This is a genomic window from Microbulbifer weihaiensis, from assembly GCF_048323715.1.
GTDB lineage: Bacteria > Pseudomonadota > Gammaproteobacteria > Pseudomonadales > Cellvibrionaceae > Microbulbifer.
Genome location: NZ_JBLWFL010000017.1, coordinates 12,378 through 29,980, shown reverse-complemented (window position 1 = coordinate 29,980; position 17,603 = coordinate 12,378). Strand labels below are relative to the sequence as shown.

The 17,603-nt window shown below is 52.7% G+C and carries 12 protein-coding genes; all 12 read left to right on the top strand.

Annotation, left to right across the window (positions count from 1 at the left end; genetic code table 11):
* Positions 1-2 precede the first annotated feature (2 nt).
* The 12 genes from icmH (at position 3) to tssH (ending at position 17,563) form a co-directional block, all read left to right on the top strand.
* Positions 3-851 (top strand): type IVB secretion system protein IcmH/DotU, encoded by an 849-nt coding sequence (icmH, locus tag ACNKU7_RS15820; protein WP_418297971.1) that lies wholly within the window; start codon positions 3-5, stop codon positions 849-851.
* 52 nt (positions 852-903) lie between these two features.
* Positions 904-4,443, top strand: coding sequence for a type VI secretion system membrane subunit TssM (tssM, locus tag ACNKU7_RS15815; RefSeq protein ID WP_418297970.1), 3,540 nt, complete (start codon positions 904-906; stop codon positions 4,441-4,443).
* Between the two features lie 11 nt (positions 4,444-4,454).
* Positions 4,455-5,120 carry a type VI secretion system-associated protein TagF gene (tagF, locus tag ACNKU7_RS15810; RefSeq protein ID WP_418297969.1) on the top strand — a complete coding sequence of 222 codons (666 nt, stop codon included), beginning with the start codon at positions 4,455-4,457 and terminating at the stop codon, positions 5,118-5,120.
* Positions 5,121-5,465: 345 nt separating this feature from the next.
* On the top strand, positions 5,466-6,344 hold the full coding sequence (locus ACNKU7_RS15805; RefSeq protein WP_418297968.1) for a hypothetical protein: 879 nt from the start codon (positions 5,466-5,468) through the stop codon (positions 6,342-6,344).
* An 85-nt stretch (positions 6,345-6,429) separates the two neighbouring features.
* Entirely contained in the window at positions 6,430-7,713 is a 1,284-nt protein-coding gene (gene tssA, locus ACNKU7_RS15800) for a type VI secretion system protein TssA (protein WP_418297967.1), read from the top strand.
* A gap of 47 nt (positions 7,714-7,760) precedes the next feature.
* Positions 7,761-8,279, top strand: a complete 519-nt coding sequence (gene tssB / locus ACNKU7_RS15795; RefSeq protein WP_418297966.1) for a type VI secretion system contractile sheath small subunit — start codon at positions 7,761-7,763, stop codon at positions 8,277-8,279.
* Positions 8,279-9,766, top strand: a complete 1,488-nt coding sequence (gene tssC / locus ACNKU7_RS15790; protein ID WP_418297965.1) for a type VI secretion system contractile sheath large subunit — start codon at positions 8,279-8,281, stop codon at positions 9,764-9,766. Before tssB ends, tssC (ACNKU7_RS15790) begins: the two co-directional genes overlap by 1 nt.
* Before the next feature lie 93 nt (positions 9,767-9,859).
* The gene (gene tssC / locus ACNKU7_RS15785; protein WP_418297964.1) at positions 9,860-11,371 is read left to right on the top strand and encodes a type VI secretion system contractile sheath large subunit; all 1,512 of its coding nucleotides are present in this window, start codon (positions 9,860-9,862) and stop codon (positions 11,369-11,371) included.
* A 52-nt stretch (positions 11,372-11,423) separates the two neighbouring features.
* Positions 11,424-11,897 carry a type VI secretion system baseplate subunit TssE gene (gene tssE / locus ACNKU7_RS15780; RefSeq protein WP_418297963.1) on the top strand — a complete coding sequence of 158 codons (474 nt, stop codon included), beginning with the start codon at positions 11,424-11,426 and terminating at the stop codon, positions 11,895-11,897.
* Positions 11,897-13,726: a type VI secretion system baseplate subunit TssF gene (tssF, locus tag ACNKU7_RS15775; protein ID WP_418297962.1), complete on the top strand. Its 1,830-nt coding sequence runs from the start codon at positions 11,897-11,899 to the stop codon at positions 13,724-13,726. The genes tssE and tssF overlap by 1 nt, the downstream gene beginning before the upstream one ends.
* A complete protein-coding gene (gene tssG, locus ACNKU7_RS15770; protein WP_418297961.1) occupies positions 13,723-14,820 on the top strand; it encodes a type VI secretion system baseplate subunit TssG in 1,098 nt (365 codons plus the stop codon). The genes tssF and tssG overlap by 4 nt, the downstream gene beginning before the upstream one ends.
* Before the next feature lie 82 nt (positions 14,821-14,902).
* A complete protein-coding gene (tssH, locus tag ACNKU7_RS15765; RefSeq protein WP_418297960.1) occupies positions 14,903-17,563 on the top strand; it encodes a type VI secretion system ATPase TssH in 2,661 nt (886 codons plus the stop codon).
* The last annotated feature ends 40 nt before the right edge of the window (positions 17,564-17,603 follow it).

Genomic DNA, 17,603 nt, shown 5'->3' with positions numbered 1-17,603 from the left:
TCATGAGTAATGATGGCTACAGCTCACCTGCTGCACCCACTGCGGGTGATCGCACCGTAATGGTCCCGACCCCCGGTGCTGCCGCGCCGGCTTCACCGGCGCCTTTCCCGGCAGGCGAACCAGCGGCGGATATCAATATCCGCAACAGCCTGAACCCGCTGATTGGCGCTGCATCGAAGTTGCTTGCGGCAGTGATAAAGCTGCGCACTACCTTGAATCACTCAAACGTCCCGGATCTGCACAAGCGCCTCACCCGCGAAATACAGAGCTTCGAGCGAGATGCGAAACGTATTTCGTTGCAGCCGGAAACCGTCCTCACGGCACGCTACCTGCTGTGTACGGTCGTCGACGAGGTGGTTCTATCCACTCCCTGGGGAGCCTCAAGCGGATGGAGCCAGCACTCACTGCTGAGCCTGTTCCACAAAGAAACTTTCGGTGGGGAAAAGTGTTTTCTGATACTGCAGCGAACCCTGGAGACCCCCGGGGTGCATATCGATTTACTGGAGTTGTTTTATCTGTGCCTGAGCCTTGGCTTCCAGGGAAAATTCCGCCTGGCGCCCAGGGGGCACGAGCAGCTGGAGCAGATAAGGGACAACCTTTACCGCACCATTGAAAGCCACCGGCCACAAATGGAACGTGACCTTTCTCCCCATTGGGAGGGGTGCGTAAACCGAAAGAACCGGCTGATCCACTACGTACCACTGTGGGTAATAGCCAGTGTGGTGATGGGATTACTGGCCGTGAGCTTCTCTGGATACCGCTGGTGGCTGTATCAAAGCGCCACGCCAATTGCCACGGAAATCAATGCGTTGCAGGTCAAAGATCAAGTGACCGCCGGGCAACAGCACTGAACGCAGGATTTGAAGGTCTCGGCCAGCCAGCTGGCGAGACGTGGAGCATCGCATGAAACGATTGCAGGATTTTTTTAGCAACAAATGGGTTTTGGGACTGATCGGTATCGCCGCCTTATCGCTATTGATCTGGTTTGGCGCGGACTATGTGAAGTTCGGCAGTGAGAATGCCACGCTGCCGGCCAGTACCCGGATTACCGTCATCGTCTTTCTGTTTTCAGTATGGCTGGTATGGAACCTGAGTCAGTGGTTACTGGAGCGGCGGCACAACAAGGCGCTTATTGAAAATATCGAGGCATCGCAGGATGACAGTGTAGATCCGGACGAAGCGCGCAGTCGCGAGGAACTCGATGCACTTGCGCAGCGGTTCCGTGACGCGATGCAAGTCCTGCGCAAGGCGCGTTTCAAGTCCCACAGAGGCAAGGTATCGCTGTACCAGCTGCCGTGGTACATCATCATCGGGCCTCCGGGATCTGGCAAAACCACGGCACTGGTCAACTCCGGTCTGGAATTTCCCCTGGCGAATAGCCACGGTAAGGAAGCGCTCGGTGGCGTCGGTGGCACGCGAAATTGCGATTGGTGGTTTACCAATGACGCGGTTCTCATTGACACCGCAGGCCGCTATACCACACAGGACAGCCACAGGGTCTACGACAACAGTGCCTGGAGGGCATTCCTGAATTTATTGCAGCGGCACCGCAGGCGTCGCCCCATCAATGGTGTGCTGGTCGCAATCAGCCTGCAGGATTTAATGGTCCAAACCGCGGAGCAGCGCGCACACCAGGCAAAAACCATCCGCGCCAGAATCAACGAATTGCAGCAGCAGTTGGGTATAAGGTTTCCGATTTACCTGACGTTTACCAAGTGTGACCTGGTGGCGGGGTTTGCTGAATTCTTTGACAACCTTTCACAGGCGGAGCGAGAGCAGGTTTGGGGAGTCAGCTTTAAAGACGAGTCCGGCACTGCGCAGGGGCCGTCGCTGGACGGGTTCGCTGGAGAGTTTGACGCACTGATCGAGCGTCTCAACCAGCGTGTGCTCTGGCGGGTTCACCAGGAGCGGAATGTAGAAAAGCGGGCGTTGCTTCAGGGCTTTCCGGCGCGCATGGAAAGTCTGAAAACGGTACTCGGCGACTTTGTCAAACAGGCCTTCAGTCCCAACCGTTACGACACCGCCCCCATGGTTCGGGGTATCTATTTCACCAGTGGTACCCAGGAGGGCAGTCCTATAGACCGCATGATGGCGTCAGTGAGTGCTGATTTTGGCCTCGAGCGGGATATGGCGAGAAAATTTCAGGGGGTGGGCAAGAGTTACTTCCTGCACCGGCTTTTGAAAGACGTAGTGTTTCCTGAAGCGGAGCTGGTTGGGGTTAACCGCAAGATTGAAACCGCGACCCGCTGGCTGCGCGGCGGTATATACGCGACCTCCGTGACGGTAGTAGCACTGGCCCTTTTCTTCTGGACCGGAAGTATCGCCCAGAACAAACTGTACATGGGCGAGGTGAAGGCAAAAGTGGATGAATTCACCAGATACAGAGATACCCTGAAGGCCAAACGGCCGACACCCGAAGACAGCCTTGCGCTTCTGAATCCGCTTTATGAAGCGTCAACGGTGTATCAGAAAGAGGCGCACCCCTGGTTGAATAATCTGGGACTGTATGACGAGCGGGTCGATGTGGCTGCCGACGAACTCTATAACCGTCAATTAACGGCAACCTTGCTTCCGGCGCTGCTCCAATCTATTGAGCGCAATCTCGTGAAACTCGGCAGCGATGATCCGCAGCTTACGGAAACTCTGAAGACCTACTTGATGTTCTTCAATAGTGAAAAACGGGATCTCGCCGTCATCAAAGGCTATTTCACTGAAATCTGGTCCGGCGAGCTCTCTGGCGAAGCCGGCAAGCAGGCACAGTTACTTGCGCACCTCGAGAGGCTACTTTCACAGCCGCTGCCTGCCGAACTGCAACCCAACGAGCGCGCCGTGGCATCGGCTCGGCAACAGTTGCGCCGCATTCCTGTACCGCAGCGGCTGTATACGCAGATGCAGCGCAGTGAGCTGGGTCTGACGAAGGTGGATTTATACGGTGAAATCGGCGGTGATACCGAGCAACTGTTTGGTGTTCCGGCTGGTGACAGCCGTTTTAGTGTGCCCTACCTTTTTACCAAAGCCGGTTACAAGGAAATGGAGTTTGGCGCGGACTCTCCATTGCTGGATCAGCTCGCCGAAGAGCGCTGGATATATGGCGGTGACCTGAGTGGCGAAGACTTTAATGAGGAAGATCGCCATCGACTTGGGCAGGATGTGAAGCGCATCTATCTCAGTGAATACCAGCAGCGCTGGCAGAGCTTTATCAATGGCTTTTCCATCGGCCGCTTCCACTCTACGGGCGAAGCACTGGATATGCTTTCAAAACTGTCAGACCCAGTGTATTCGCCACTTCTGGCACTCGCTGAAATTACCGCTGACAACACCCGCTTGACCCCAAGGCCGAAAGTGCCGGTCGATGCTTCCGGCGTACCGCTTCCGGTTTCGAGCACTACGCGAAACCTGGGTGCGGTTGCCGCCAGCAGCGCGGCCCAGGCGTTGGCAGAAAAATTCCAGCCCACCAGTGTTGACCTTCGATTTGAAGAGTTGCAGCGCCTGACCCAGAGCGAAAAGGGTCGGCCAGCTCGGATTCAGGAATACCTGAGTGCGATAGGGCAGCTACAGGAATACCTGTCTGAAATCGACAGCGGTGTAGATTCTGATGAGGTGGCGTTTAACAAGGCGAAAAGCCGTTTCAGTGGCAGTGGCGATGCAATCAAGCAATTGCGGATCAAGGCCGGCAATGCTCCGGCGCCGTTTGACCAGTGGTTGAATGAAGTCGCCGACAGCGCCTGGGGGCTGGTGATGGCCAAGGCCAAACGGCACGTTAACCGAATCTGGAAAGAGCAGGTTTACAGCGCGTATGACCGCAGCCTGGCGGGCCGGTTCCCGCTGCGCAGTAATGCAAGCCAGGAAGCGCCTGTGATGGAATTCAATAAATTCTTCAAGGCTGGCGGTACCGAGCAACAGTTTGTGCAGCAGTATCTGCAGCCTTTTGTTGATACCCGCAGTTGGCGAGCGAAATCACTTGAGGGCCAGAGCCTTGGCATATCAAGTAGCGCGCTGGCACAACTGCGGCGCGCTGATCGCATACGCAAAACGCTATTTGCGGGTGGTGAGCAGGCCGCATACAGCTTCCGTGTTGAACCGGCAAAGCTGGATTCCGGAGTGCGTCTGTTCGCTTTGGAAATTGGCGAGTCGAGAACCCAGTATTCCCATGGCCCGCGCACCAGTACCAAGTTCCGCTGGCAGGGAGGCGAAAGCAATCGTGTGCGGATCATCTTCGAGGATCTCAATGAAACCGTGCACCGCAAACACTTCGAGGGTGATTGGGCTTGGTACCGGTTGCTTCAGGATTCCAGGCTGGAACAAGGTGCCAACAACACTGAGTTATTTGTCACATTTCAGGAATCTGGCCGTCAGGCACAGTATCGCCTCGCGGCGACTGGTATCCACAATCCCTTTGACCAGAGTCTCCTGAGCGGCTATCGCTGCCCAGAAACACTGTAATTGGTACTGTTATGACAAAGAAAGGGATTTTCGGAAAGCTGCCGGGGCACGGCGACTTTGTCCAGCGAGATCTGCCTACGAGCTTTATCAACCCGTGGGACGGATGGTTGCAACGTGCCGTACATGGATCCAGAGAGCTGGTTGGTGAGCGATGGCTGGACTATTACCTGACCAGTCCGATCTGGCGTTTTGCGCTTTCACCCGGCGTGCTGAATGAACAAACATGGGCTGGAATTCTGGTGCCCAGCGTAGACAGTGTCGGCCGCTATTTTCCGGTCACTATGGCAGTGCCGGTTGCCACCGGTAGTAATCCATTCGAAATCCAGGTTGCCGCGGAGCAGTGGTACAAGCTCCTTTCCGAATTGGCGGTAGAGGCATTGCAGCATGCTCTGCTGGTGGATCAATTGGTCGATCGATTCCCCGAGTTCCCCGTGGTTCTGCCTCAGGGGTTTGCTGCCGAACAGGAAGATGGTCTGATGAGTTGTACGGCCAAGGGGACGATTTCTGCAAGTTTCCCAACATTACTGGACAATTTTTATCGAAGAAACAGTTCTAGTTATAGCTTGTGGTGGTGTGCGGGATCACAGCATCTTGCCGCCACCACTATGCTCAGTCCTGGCATGCCGGATCCAGTAAATTACTGCTCGATGCTTGGCGCACCGCGGTTGCAGTGGTGAGCGGTAAATGCCCTGAGAAATAAATTTGTAAATTTCTGCGCTCGAATCTTGCCAAAACAACTTGAAATAGAAATAGCACATAAAGAAATCAGCGACTTGCTCGCTAAATCTACTAACTGGTAAATGCGTACCAAAATGATTTTCAGGATCTGTGGTTTTGCGATGCAGTTCGGTGTTCACTGGTATTTTTATTTCGATAGAATAAGTGGCTTGCGTATTCCCTAATCGGTACAGGCGTACCCGGAATTCGCTTTATTGCCCGCGCTGACTGTTTGTTGGAGAGCATAAGTTTACAGTCAGCCCCGAGAGAATCAGGTAAGTCGTTGAGGCACATGGAAGACCCTTATGGGTCAGGTGCCCAGCCGAATAACAGGGAAGTTAGTGATGCCTTTTCAGGTCGTTTTTACCGGCTGCGCACGGGACGATTTTGATCGTCGCGAGGGCATAAAGCACTTGTCCGAAAAGTTTAAGTTGAGTTTCCAGCAAATAAACAAGCTTTTGGCGAGTGGGAAATCGGTAATAAAGAAGGTGGATGACCGCCATATGGCGGACAAGCTGGTCACAAAGCTTTGGAATGCCGGCTGGCATAGTGAAATTCGTAATGATCAGGAAGTGATCCTGACCACAGCGAGCTGGCCGGAAGATGCCGCATTAACTGTGCACGCTGGGCAGGGGGCTGAAACCTCGGTCGAGGCGGAGCAACCCCGGAATACGACATTAGCAGGGGAAGATTGCTCGGTGGTTGTACCCCAAAGCTGGTCAGTACTGCAGGACCTGAACCGCAGTGCGGTATTGCAGGCGGGAGACCTTGCCTTAAACCAGTATCTGGTCGTGTTGAAGCAGAATGCCTCGGATATTGCTGTTGCCAATGGCGTTGAAGACTACTGCGCGGCTCAGATTGCACAATGTGCCAATAGGGTGTCTGCGGCGGAGATCCTTGTGAGAGCAACGCCGTTGGATCGAGAGGATTGCATGGGCGCCTTTGGCGAAGTTTCTGCTGAGGTGGCCGGAATTGCCGTTCAGTACCTGATAGCTTGTGTGAAATTCGGAGACACAATTTATACGATGTTTCTTTGGTGTGAACGCAAGGACTTTGAAGCGGTAAGAACCGACTTCTGGAATATAGCGCATGGATTTACTGTGGAGCCACCAAGGCCTTCAGGATCGAACAGTGCTGATCAATCCTCGCCTGAAACACATACCTCAGAAGAGCTGGCCACATAGATAAAGTCAGAGAACAAGGATAGCAGACCACTTCCAGAATCTACGCAGAATGATCGGGAGTGCAAAATTTCATAAGGGATAAGCAATGGCATTCGCCAATTTAATCGATATAGAAGCACTCGCTGTGGCGATACCCGGTGAAAATCCGCAGGGAAAGGATATCCGTAGTGACCGTTCACCAACCTCCGATTACTACACGATAAAAGATGCCAGGAACAGCGCGCGGGCTGCCGAGCGTTCAGCACTTTTTGATGAGAGTGATGCCGATTTACTCGCACCCTGGCGAAGCGTTGCGAAGAATGCCGAGAAAATCCTTGCGCAAACGAGCAAAGATCTCGAAGTCGCGAGCTGGTATACAGAGGCATTGATACGTTTGCACGGCGTGGCTGGCTTGCGCGATGGATTCTCGCTGATCGAACGCCTGATTACCGACCACTGGGACGGCTTATACCCCGAACCGGACGAGGATGGTATAGAGACCAAGGTGGCGCCGCTAGCCGGACTCAATGGCGACGGCGCAGATGGCACTTTGCTGATGCCGATCCGTAATGCCGAGATTACACCGGAAGGCGATTACGGTGGTTTTTCTTACTTCCAGTACCAGCAGGCGCGGGACGCTGAAAAAATTGCTGACGAAGACGCCAGGGCTGCAAGGATAGAAACGCTCGGTTACGGAATGCCGGATGTAGAAAATTGTATAAACGGTGCGGATCCGCAGTGGGCTGAAAGTCTGGTCGCTACCCTGGAGGAAACCGCCGATAGTTACCGGAATATCAATCAGCTGCTGCGTGAGAAATGCGGGCAGGATGCGCCGCCTTCTTCCAGCATCAGCAGCCTACTGGATGAATTGCTGCGTACTGCGCGGTTTATTTACAAGGAAAAATTGGAGTCTCTGGCCGTCGCCAGTGATGACGAACAAGGTCAGTCGTCCGATCCCGATGGCGGGGAGGTTCATGCCAGTGGCGTGCCTGCGGAAAAAACAAGGGTGCTGTCAGTGCCGACGGGCGAGATCACATCCCGCGAAGATGCCTTGAAGCTGCTTGAAAAGGCTGCGAAGTATTTCCGTACCTATGAGCCTCATACACCCCTGGCGCCGGGTTTGGAAAGGCTGGTTGGCTGGGGCCGCATGACTGTTGCTGAACTGATGGCCGAATTGTTGCCGGACGACCAGTCCAGATCGATATATTCCCAGCTAACCGGTGTGAAGCTGGATGGTAGTGACAGCCAGCGTTACGTAGCTCCGCCATCCGTTAAGCCAGCCTCCGTTGTGGCGAATGCGGGCGATGGTGGTGACAGTTCTGCTGATGACGCACGGGAAGGTCGCTGGGATCAACCAGAAAAGAAAGTGGAAGCCGAGCCAAGTTGGTAACTTCTGATAAATATTAGTATTTCCGAACCGAGGAAAGGAGACCCGAAATGTCCGAAAGTATTCACAATAAACTGAAGCGCGTGCGCAAGCCGCGTGTACACATTACATATGATGTTGAAACAAATGGCGCAGAAGTTAAGAAGGAATTGCCTTTTGTTACCGGGGTGATGGGGGATTACTCCGGTGATAACACGGAAAATCGCAAGTCGCTTAAAGAGCGTAAGTTCGTTCAGATTGATCGCGATAATTTTAATGATGTGCTGTCGAAGATAAACCCGAAACTTGAGCTCCAGGTAGAGAATACGCTCGCCGGCGACGGTAGCAAAATGGCGGTAAATCTTGACTTCAACCATATGGATGATTTCTCGCCGGAGCAGATCGTCGAGCAGGTTGAGCCTTTGAAGCAATTACTCGAAGCTCGCAGCAAGCTTCGCGACTTGCTCAGCAAGGCCGATCGGTCGGAAGAGCTTGAAAAGGTCCTGGAAGACATTTTGAAGAGCACCGAAAACGTGGCTGCTATTTCAGATCAGTTGGGACTTGGTGAAGACAAGGGAGAGGATGCGTAATGAGCACCGAAGTCGAGAACGTCGCAGAACTCGAAACAGAAGAACAATCCGTCAGCCTTCTGGAACAGGCCATCTCTGCCACGAAGCAGACACAGCCTGACGAAGCACAGGATCTGATCGCCAACCTTACCCAGCAAGTGCTTAAAGGCACTGTTACTTGGGACAGAAACCTCACCCAGACCATCAATAAGGCTGTGCAGGCCATTGATGCTGCAATGTCCAAGCAGCTCTCAGCGATCCTGCATGAAGAAAAGTTCCAGAAGCTTGAAGGTTCCTGGCGTGGTTTGAACCATCTCGTTATGAACAGCGAGACGGGAGCAACGCTCAAGATCCGAATGATGAACATCAATAAGCGTGAACTTTTCCGTGATCTGGATAAGGCCGTTGAATTCGACCAGAGCCAGACCTTCAAAAAAATCTATGAGGAAGAGTTCGGTACCGCTGGTGGTGAGCCATTTGGTTGTATGATCGGTGATTTCGAATTTACCAATCACCCTGAAGACATCGAATTGCTCAGCAAAATGTCCAACGTTGCTGCAGCAGGCTTCTGTCCTTTCATTTCCGCTGCTGGAGCCGGGATGTTTGGATTCAACGATTTTACCGAGCTTTCCAAGCCCAGGGATCTTGGTGGTATCTTCGAATCCGGTGAATACATCAAGTGGCGTAGTTTCCGCGACAGTGATGACTCCCGTTTTGTCACTCTCGTGATGCCGCGTACACTTGCGCGTACGCCTTACGGGGCAAATACCAAGCCGGTTGAATCCTTCAATTTCGAAGAATTTGAAGTTGATGAATCGGGCATGTCCAAGCCCGCTGCGCATGACCAGTACTGCTGGATGAATGCGGCTTATGTAATGGGTACCACCATGACCCAGGCTTTTGCGGAAAACTCCTGGTGTACCGCGATTCGGGGTGCGGAGGGCGGTGGTAAGGTTGAAGGGCTGCCGACTCATTTGTTCAAGAGCGATGACGGCGACCTTGACCAGAAGTGTCCGACTGAAATCGGTATCACGGATCGCCGCGAAGCAGAGCTCAGTTCCCAGGGCTTCCTGCCTCTGTGTCATTACAAGAATACGGACTACTCGGTATTCTTCGGTTCCCAGAGCGCCCAGAAAGCCAAAATGTATGATGATCCAGACGCTACGGCAAATGCCGCGATTTCGGCCCGCTTGCCGTATCTCATGGCCACGTCCAGGATTGCCCATTACCTGAAAGTAATGGCGCGCGATAAGGTCGGGTCATTCATGGAAGCAAGTGACTGCGAGCGCTGGCTGAATAAGTGGATCTCCCAGTATACCAATTCAAATCCTGACGCCAGTGCTGAAATGAAGGCAAAGTATCCGCTGGCCGAGGCTCGTGTAGAAGTTAAAGAAATACCCGGTCAGCCGGGTTGCTACAGTGCAGTAGCGTATCTCAAGCCTTGGCTGCAAATGGAGGAACTGACGACCTCCATGCGCATGGTGGCCAACATCCCTACCGCGGGATAACTGATAGCTGGCCTCAATTTTTTGAGGCCAGCTCTTCTTCAGGATTGCATCCCCGCATGATTAGATTCTCTTCCCGAAACGGGAGATATTGATTTGATCGCTGAAATTGCTGCTGAATCAGACGGCGATTGTGTGCTCTCTAACAAAATGTGCCTGGATTCAGCTGGTGCGCTAAAAAAATTTCTCCAGGAGCCGGATGATCTGTATGCGTTCGAGTATTGGTTGCTCGAGGTATGTCCCTGTCCGGATCCTAAAAGCTTCTCTGTCACGAGCCTGCTGAACCGCATTATTCTTGAGCTGGACGAGCTGATCTGTGAGCAAATAAACAGCATATTGCATGATCCCAAGTTTCAACGGCTTGAAGCCAGTTGGCGAGGATTGGCGATGTTGGTGAACGGCGCTCCAGGCAACAGTAATATCAAGGTGAAACTTCTAGATGCCAGCTGGAAGGATCTCAGCAGAGACATCGAGCGCGCTCCGGACTATGACCAGTCCGGCATATTTCATCTGGTGTACAACGAAGAATTTGGTACTCCAGGCGGTGAGCCGTTCGGTCTGCTTGTGGGTGACTACTACGTGTCCCACCGACCATTCGAAGGTCATTCATTTGATGACGTATTTACCTTGCAGGGCCTTGCGCACACAGCCGCTGCAGCCTTTGCGCCATTTATCTGCGGCGCCGCGCCGCAACTATTTGGCGCCGATGGATTCGATGATCTTGCCAAGCCGATAGATTTCCAGGAGGTTTTTCGGCAGAAACAGTATGTGCGATGGTCAAGCCTCAGGGCGCTGGAAGATAGCCGTTTTCTTGGTATAACCCTGCCAAACATACTGTTAAGGCCGCCATACAATGTGAAGTTCTCCAACTATCGTGGTCTTCGTTTCTGCGAGGACGTATTGGAAGAAGACAGCAGTAAATACCTGTGGGGTAATGCTGCATTTGCGCTGGCATGTGTATTGATCAGGGAGTTCGACGAGGTTGGCTGGTTTTCCCATATCCGGGGTGTGGCCCGTGACCACCTCGGTGGTGGCCTGGTAACGCAGCTACCTGCTATGCCCTACCGGGTGGATACGCAGGCCCAGGTCATGCATATGGCAACCTCGATACTGATCACCGACTTTGCTGAACGTGAGCTCAGTGAGCTCGGATTTATTTGCCTGAGTCATTGCTACGATACGCCCTATGCGGCTTTCAACAGCGTGCCATCGATCCAGAAAACGCGGAAATATACTTCAAAGTCAGCAACTGCCAATGCGCGGATCAGCGGTATGTTGCAACAGATACTCTGCGCTTCGCGCTTTGCACATTACATCAAGGTCATGATTCGGGACAAAGTCGGCGCTTATATCAATGCTGCAGATTGCGAGCGCCAGCTACAGCACTGGCTGGATCGCTATACCACTGGGCGTGAAGATCTTTCTTGGGAGATGCTCGCACGTTACCCACTCAGGGAGGCGAAAGTGAAGGTTGTGGACGAGCCGGGCCGGGCGGGTAGCTATCAAAGCGTGATTCACCTGAAAAGCCATTATACCGTCGATCATCTGGTTTCAGAGCTGAAGCTGACAACAGCACTTGCACAAATTGGTGTGGGAACGCTCGCATGACAGAGGTAATTCATGGATCGATTGCGTGGGGTAGTCAGGGGAGTTTGACCTGATGCCAAAAGAAAAGCGCCTGTTAGCGCCTGTGCTCGATCGCCTGCTCGAATCGTCGGGTAACCACGATGTCACCCGGCCGCACCAGGTGTTGCGGCAGCTGAGGGAAGGTGTGCGCAGGGATCTTGAGTTTTTGTTCAATACCCGCTTTCGTTGTGTGTCGGCTCCCCCCGAGCATGAAAGCCTGGAGACATCCAACATCAACTTCGGGCTCCCGGATCTTTCGACGATCAATTTTTCATCCCCGGAAAGCCGCAAGAAATTTTGTCGTGATCTGGAGAGGACTATTACCGATTTCGAGCCGAGGATCCGTTCCGTCAAGGTGACTACTCAAAAGAATGTTGATGTTGAAGATCCGAGTATTCGGTTTCGTGTGGAGGCCGTACTGCACGTCAATCCGTCTCAGGAAGTGATTGTATTTGATTCCGCCCTGAATCCGGTCACCCAGCTGGTAGATGTTTCAGAGATAATGTAATGAGTGAAAAGTTGATAGACCTGTACGAGCGAGAGTTGGCGTTCATACAGCAAACCGCTGCGGATTTTGCGCGTATGCATCCTGCGGCAGCATCCCGGCTGCAGTTGGATGCTGAAACGGTAGATGATCCTCTCGTCGGTCGACTCCTTTCCGGGGTTGCGTATATGAATGCCCGGGTTCAGCAAAAACTCAATGACGATTTCCCCGAGCTGACCGATGCGATGCTGGATACGCTTTATCCGCATTATCTGCGCCCGATTCCGTCCTGCGGTATCGTCCAGTTTGAGCCCGATAGCGATCTCGATTCCATTGTCCCGGTAGAGGCCGAGACCCTGCTCGAAAGTGAGACTTTCCAGGGCCAGTCGTGTCGATTCCAGACATGCTATCCAGTGGACATATGTCCATTCGAGGTCGACTCTGCGAGCCTGATGGCGAGGCCATTCATTGCGCCAGGTTGTAATGAGATCCAGGGTAGTAACGCGGTACTGAAAATTTCCCTGAAAACATTAAGCGGAGACATCCGCTTCGCGGATCTCGGCTTATCCAAACTGCGCTTCTTTCTCAAGGGCATGCCGAGCCATGTCTACCAGCTTTATGACATTCTGATAAGCAAATGCGTAAAAGTTGTCGTTGCCCATTCTGAGGGCGATCCTCACCCGGTTCACATTGATGCGAGCTCAATCCGTCAAGTGGGTTTTGAGCCGGAGGAAGGCCTGTTTCCCTATCCGGATACGGCGTTTATTGGTTATCGATTACTTACGGAATACTTTACATTCCCTGAAAAATTCCAGTTTTTTGATGTCTGCGGGCTGGAGGATTTGATCGATTCAGCTTATGGCGACACCTTGAACCTGTACTTTTACCTGTCGGAATCGAATGAAGAGCTGGAGAAGCAGATTGGTGCGAATATGTTTGCACTAAATTGTACCCCGATGGTCAATCTGTTTACCTACTCGGCGGATCCGATACCGCTATCGCATACTGAATACAGCTACCATATCGTGCCCGATGTAAGGCGCAGTGAAGGTCTGGAGGTGTATTCCGTCGACGAAGTGACCGCTACAGACGCAAGTGGAAACTCTACTGGATACCGGCCGTTTTACGGGCTGCAACACAGTCAGAACCAGAATCGTCGGTCTGCATTCTGGTTCTTGCGCCGCCGCGACGTGACGGAAGGAGAGCATCGCAATGAACAGGCAACAGAAGTCGATATCAGTCTTGTTGATCTCGACTTTAATCCATATAAGGCAAGCAATGAAACACTCAGCCTGAAGTTAACGTGCTGTAATCGAAACCTGCCCAAAAAACTGCCGACGGGATCCTCGCAGCCCTACCTGAGCGTTGTTGATGGTGATGCCCCCGCCCGCCGGATCAGTTGTGTCATCTCACCAACCGCGACAATCCGACCGCCGCACAGGGAACGGGCCTATTGGCGACTCATCTCCCACCTGAATCTCAATCACCTGTCACTCAGCGGCAGTGGTGGCTGTGAAGCGCTAAAAGAAATTCTGCGTTTATATGATTTCAGGAACTCTCCCAGCACCAGGAATATGATTGAAGCCGTAGTTAAAGTTGAAACAAGAGCCACAACTGCGCCAATCCAGATCGACGAAAGTGTCGTGCTATGCAGGGGGACTGAAATTACTCTTGAGCTTGATTCGATGATGCTTGGGGGAACCAGTGCCCTTATGTTTGCAAGTGTGCTCGAGCGATTTTTTGGACTGTACTGCTCAATCAATTCGTTCACAAAATTGATCGCCACGCTGAGTGGTCGAGATGGAGAGTTGAAGCGATGGCCCCCTCGCGCCGGCGACAAAGCACTAGTGTGATCGATCGCCTAAAGGCGGAACCGTATAAATTTGAATTTTTCCAATCAGTAAGGTTACTGGAAAATGCCGTCTGGTATTCCAACGGAGAGTACGCGGATAAGCCTGTCGCTGGCTCTTCCCCACCGACGCAGGAAGTCGTTCGCTTTTGCGGGCAAACCTCGCTGTCGTTCGTGTCAGCGGACGTACTTAGGCTTTCTTCGCGGGGTAAGGACAGCACGGAGTCCCGAGAAGGACAAAAGAAGCAGTGGCAGATGGAGGTCGGTTTCGCCGGACTGATCGGCAGCCAGGGTGTAATGCCTTATTTCCTCACTGAGCTTGTGCAAAAGGAAGTAAAAGGCAAGAGCACTGCGCTGAGGGACTTTCTCGACATCTTCAATCACCGAAATATTTCGTTGCTTTACCGGGCATGGCACAAATATCAGTTGCCGGTAAATTACGAAAGGGCCAGACGACAGGGCACAAGAGATCCGGATTTATTTAGCCATGCGCTCGCGTCGATAGCTGGAATCGGAACCAGTGAGTTGCGCTACAGGATGGCCGTCCCGGATGAGGCACTGTTGGGAGTCGCAGGACATTTGGGCCGGCAGCAGTGCTCCGCCGCCGCGTTGCGGAGTATGATCCGTCAGCATTTCGATTTAGATGTGAAAATAGAACAATTCCACGGCCAGTGGAACGAGATGGGTTCCGATGTGCTCACACGACTGCCCTCGGAAAGCCATCCAAAGGGGGTCAATAACTGTCTCGGGAAAAATTCTGTGCTCGGTACACATTGCTTTCAGGTGCAAAACAAGTTTCGAGTGGTATTGGCTCCAGTTGATTACGATTCATATATGGATATTGCCCCTGGCAGTGAAAAGCTGGAAGCCCTGAAGTCGTTCATCCAGCTTAATGCCGGTATAGAACTGGATTTTGACATTTCTGTAGAAATCCCTGCGGCGCAGGTGGCTCCACTGCAGCTTGGGTCGCCGTCAGTGGAAGGCGCACTTTTAGGCTGGAATTCCCAGATGCTCAGGGAAAACCATGGCAATGAAATCCTGACAATAACATTGAGTTCAGACCAGCACTCACCGGACGAGGCCCTGCCGCATGCATGAGGGCTCTGCAACTGGAAGGCCAATTACCGGCATAGCACATATAAAAAATTAGTTAAGGAATTTTAGGGAAGGGATACTGATTATGATAAACGTGGATTTGAAGCGCCTAGTAGAAACGATGACACCATATATGCGGGAATCGCTTGAGGGTGCCGCGGGCTTGTGTTTGGCGCATAACCAGTACAATGTTGAATTGGAACACTGGTTTTTGAAGCTTCTGGACCGGCCAGATACAGATCTACAGCATTTACTTGAAAAGCATGAAGTAAATTTATCACATTTGGCGAAGCAGCTGGCCAACACAATATCCAAATTCAAATCGGGAAGCAGCAGGCCTGCGGCACTGTCCCCGACCATCGTGGATGCAGCAAAAAATAGCTGGATGCTTGCTTCCATCGATTATGGGCATCAAGCACTCTCGTCTGGACATCTTCTTGCAGCTTTGTTGCTGGACGAGGCGTCGCGCCGACAGCTGGTGGAATCTTGCCCCGAGCTGAAAAATGTCGCTCCTGAGTCCATTCGGGAGACAGCGCGCGCCATGTATGGGCGAACATGGGAAACAGCGCAGATCGCTAATGCGTCTTTCGGTGATGGTGAGCGTGCAAAAGCAGAGGTAGCAGCGACTAAGACACCGTCACTCGACAAGTACACAGTCAACCTCACCGAACGTGCACGCCGTGGGGAAATAGACGCGGTTCTTGGGCGCGATGACGAGATTCGGCAATGTATCGATATCCTCACCAGACGTCGACAGAACAACCCGATTCTGACTGGTGAAGCTGGTGTCGGTAAAACGGCTGTTGTTGAAGGGTTCGCGCAGAGAATCGTAAGCGGTGATGTACCTGAACCCTTACGTGATGTGTGCGTCCGAACCCTTGATCTTGGTCTCTTACAGGCCGGTGCCAGCGTGAAAGGCGAGTTTGAAAACCGCCTGAAGTCGGTTATCGAGGAAGTCAGAGCGTCCGCGACGCCGATTATCTTATTTATCGACGAAGCGCACACAATGATTGGTGCCGGGGGTAAGGAGGGGCAGGGTGATGCGGCGAACCTGCTCAAGCCAGCGTTGGCAAGGGGTGAACTGCGCACTATTGCAGCGACCACCTGGGCCGAATATAAGAAGTACTTTGAGCGTGATCCTGCGTTGACGCGCCGTTTTCAAGTCGTAAAAGTTAACGAGCCGGATGAGGTTGCGGCGATCGATATGATGCGGGGTATCGCGGAGAGCCTGGAATCGCACCACAAAGTTCGCATCCTCGATGAGGCGATTGTCGCTTCAGTAAAGTTATCTCACAGGTATATACCGGGAAGACAGCTGCCAGACAAATCGGTGAGTCTACTGGATACAGCCTGTGCGCGCGTGGCATTGAGCCAGTCTGCAACACCGGTTGCGATCGAACATGCAGAAAGGATTATCGCCAATGCCGCACGTACGATTGACAAGTTGTCCCGCGAGAATGCCGCGTCGGGTATCCATGAAGAACAGCTCAGCGAACTCGGTGAGCAAAAGCTGGCTGCAGAGCAACGGCTGGTGCAGCTACGTAGTCAATTGATGCAGGAAGCAGAGTTAATCGAGCAGATCAAGGATTTGCGCACCCAGATCGACACCAGTTTTGATGACATGACTGATGGTAAGGAGGTTGATCCTTCGCAGATGGCAGATCTGAAACAGCAGTTATCTTCATTGCTGCAGGAGCTCCATGACATCCAGGGGGAGACTCCGCTGATGCAGCCGGCGGTGGATGAGCAGGCGATCGCTGAAGTTATCGCCAACTGGACGGGAATTCCGGTCGGGAAGATGGTCAATGACGAAATCGCGGCGGTGCAAAGCCTTGCGGACAGGTTAAACCGCCGTGTAATCGGTCAGGGCCATGCCACTGAAGCCATTGCACAGGCGATCAGGACCTCCCGGGCCGGTCTCACCGATCCCAGAAAGCCTGTGGGTGTGTTTATGTTTTGCGGCACCAGTGGTGTTGGTAAAACGGAAACGGCGCTGGCACTCGCCGATGAACTGTTCGGCGGTGAGCAAAGTATCACGACTATCAACATGGCTGAATTCAAGGAGGAGCACAAGGTTTCCATGTTACTTGGGTCTCCTCCCGGATATGTCGGTTATGGTGAGGGTGGTGTATTGACGGAAGCTGCGCGCCGCAAACCCTACTCCGTGATCTTGCTCGATGAAATGGAAAAGGCGCATCCTGGTGTACAGGACATTTTCTATAATCTATTTGATAAGGGCACGATCAAAGACGGTGAAGGTCGCGATATTGATTTCAAGAACACCGTGATCATAATGACTTCCAATGCCGGCGAGGATGCGATCAGGGCGATTTTCAACCAGGTCGAAGAAAAGCCCGAGCCAGATGTCCTTCTGGAGAACATACGTCCTCACTTATTGCGCAGCTTTAAGCCGGCATTCCTGGGGCGAGCCACCGTGATAGCCTACTACCCACTGGATGACGAAAACCTGGTGGAAATCTGCAAGATCAATATGAAGCGGGTGGCAAAGCGGGTACAGGAGCACTACGGTGCGTCATTCAGTTATGACGACGATGTTCTGATTAATATCGTGGCACGCTGTCAGGAGTCCGATACCGGCGCCCGGAATATTGAGGCGATCCTGAACAAAACCCTGCTACCCTCGTTGGCCAGTGAATGCCTGGGCAAAATGGCCAAGGGCGAGCAGGTTTCATCCATTCATATCGGTGCGACCGAAGAAGGTGACTTTCAGTATAAAGTCGCGTAAACCGTGATTATTACCTTGTAAATCACAGTAACAAAAAAGG